Origin of the sequence: uncultured Rothia sp., assembly GCF_937976295.1 — a bacterium.
Taxonomy (GTDB): Bacteria; Actinomycetota; Actinomycetes; order Actinomycetales; family Micrococcaceae; genus Rothia.
In genome coordinates this window covers 1-1,750 of record NZ_CALJRY010000227.1, presented here as the reverse complement: position 1 = coordinate 1,750, position 1,750 = coordinate 1, and the positions used below count along the sequence as shown (strand labels likewise).

Genomic DNA, 1,750 nt, shown 5'->3' with positions numbered 1-1,750 from the left:
GCTAAAGAAATACAGTCGTAAAACCATATACTGTAAGACGGCACTACATTCGTGTGGTGCCGTCTTCCCGTTAGATGCCCCAGGCATCACCCGCACCACGGTGCGGAAAACACACCACAGATAGAGAGAAAAATGAAGAACGTAACCCGCCGATCCGCACTCGGCCTGTTTGTTGCTGCCGGTGGCGCAACCCTCCTGGCAGCGTGCGGTTCGCAGTCCCAGGCGACCAGCGGCTCTGCATCTGCATCCGGTAGCGCATCTGCTTCCACCTCGGACGCCGAAGTTAACAACGCACGCGCCGATTACTCCGGTGCTGCAGTCCTGGACGGCTACACCTCCAAGCCCGCTGACTACCAGCTGGCAACCCGCACCGAGCCGTCCAAGAACGCCCCCGTGCCGGTCAAGCCCGCCGTCGCTAACGAGAACAGCGTGGAGGGCCTGTACCAGTCCATCGCGTTCTTCGGCGCAGCCATGGAATACTACATGCGCACCGGTAAGACCGAGCCGCTGCGTGAAAGCGCTATGGACAAGAGCGAAATCAAGTCAATGCTCGAGCCGGAAGATGGCACCATTGGCGAAAAGCTGGTCAAGGGCGAAGTTTGGATGCACGACCCGACTGTCACCATCACCATGCTTACCGCACAGCCCACCCGTGACGGTAAGGCGTACACCTGGAATACCCGCTTCACCGTGACCCGTGGTGAATTCATGGCATCCAAGGATAAGGTTCTGGAGGTTCCTGAAAGCGGTCGTGAGAACGTCGTCGAGCGTACCCTGCGCGGTGTTTACGAGAACGGTGCGTGGAAGCTGACTGGCATGAAGTCTGAATCTGAGGCTTCTGCATCGGCTTCTGCTTCGGCTAAAGCTTCAGCCTAGAAGCGCATAGCTTCTACAACTAAAAGGCGCCCGCCGCGTGGCTAGAAACCACGAGGCGGGCGCCACCACCACCGTAGATAGAGAGAATCAATGAAGAACGTAACCCGCCGATCCGCCCTCGGCATGGTTGTCGCCGCCGGCGGCGCGACCCTCCTGGCGGCATGTGGCGCGCAGCCCCAACCCGTCAGTGTTGAAAGTGGTAATGCATCAGCTAGTGCCTCTGCTACTAAGAGCGTTCGTAGCGACTACTCCGGCGTTGCAGTCCTGGAGGGCTACACTTCCAAGCCTGCAGGTTATAAGGAAGGTACCCGTACCGAGCCGCCCAAGAATGTTCCTGTACCTGTGAAGCCTGCTGTTGCTAACGAGAACAGCGTGGAGGGCTTCTATCAGTCCATTGCGTTCTATGTAGCGGCCTCTGAATATTATGCACGTACCGGAAAGACCGAACCTTTGCGTGAAAGCGGTATTGATATTTCAGAAATGAAGACCACCCTTGAGCCCACGCCTGGTAGCTTCGATGATGCTTTGCAAAAGGGGGAGGTCTGGCGCCAAGAACAAACTGTTACTGCCGTTATGAATACGCCTCAACCGACCCGCGATGGTGATAGCTATATCTGGAATGTAAAGATGGTTTTGGAGAATGGTGAGTTTGCTGTATACAAGGGGAAAGTGATGGAGTCTCCCAAGGACTACCGCAAAATTACTGGAGATGTCATCATTCGTGGAGTTTATGAGAATGGCGACTGGAAGCTTACAGTGAATCCGGTTGCTACTTCTAGCGCCACGGCATCGGCTTCTGCTTCCTAAAAGCTTCAGTCTAGAAGCGTATAGCTTCTACACCTAAAAGGCGCCCGCCTCGTGGAATAAAACCACG

The 1,750-nt window shown here is 55.7% G+C and carries 2 protein-coding genes; both read left to right on the top strand.

What is annotated here, in order from left to right; genetic code table 11:
* The first annotated feature begins 132 nt into the window (after nucleotides 1–132).
* Entirely contained in the window at nucleotides 133–876 is a 744-nt protein-coding gene (locus Q0216_RS06120) for a DUF6318 family protein (protein ID WP_298593768.1), read from the top strand.
* Nucleotides 877–966: 90 nt separating this feature from the next.
* Nucleotides 967–1,683, top strand: coding sequence for a DUF6318 family protein (locus Q0216_RS06115; protein WP_298593766.1), 717 nt, complete (start codon nucleotides 967–969; stop codon nucleotides 1,681–1,683).
* The last annotated feature ends 67 nt before the right edge of the window (nucleotides 1,684–1,750 follow it).

What these genes read in the sequence shown, in the direction of transcription:
- Q0216_RS06115 (WP_298593766.1), top strand. Translation starts at nt 967, where the DNA reads ATGAAGAACGTAACCCGCCGATCCGCCCTCGGCATGGTTGTCGCCGCC.
- Q0216_RS06120 (WP_298593768.1), top strand. Translation starts at nt 133, where the DNA reads ATGAAGAACGTAACCCGCCGATCCGCACTCGGCCTGTTTGTTGCTGCC.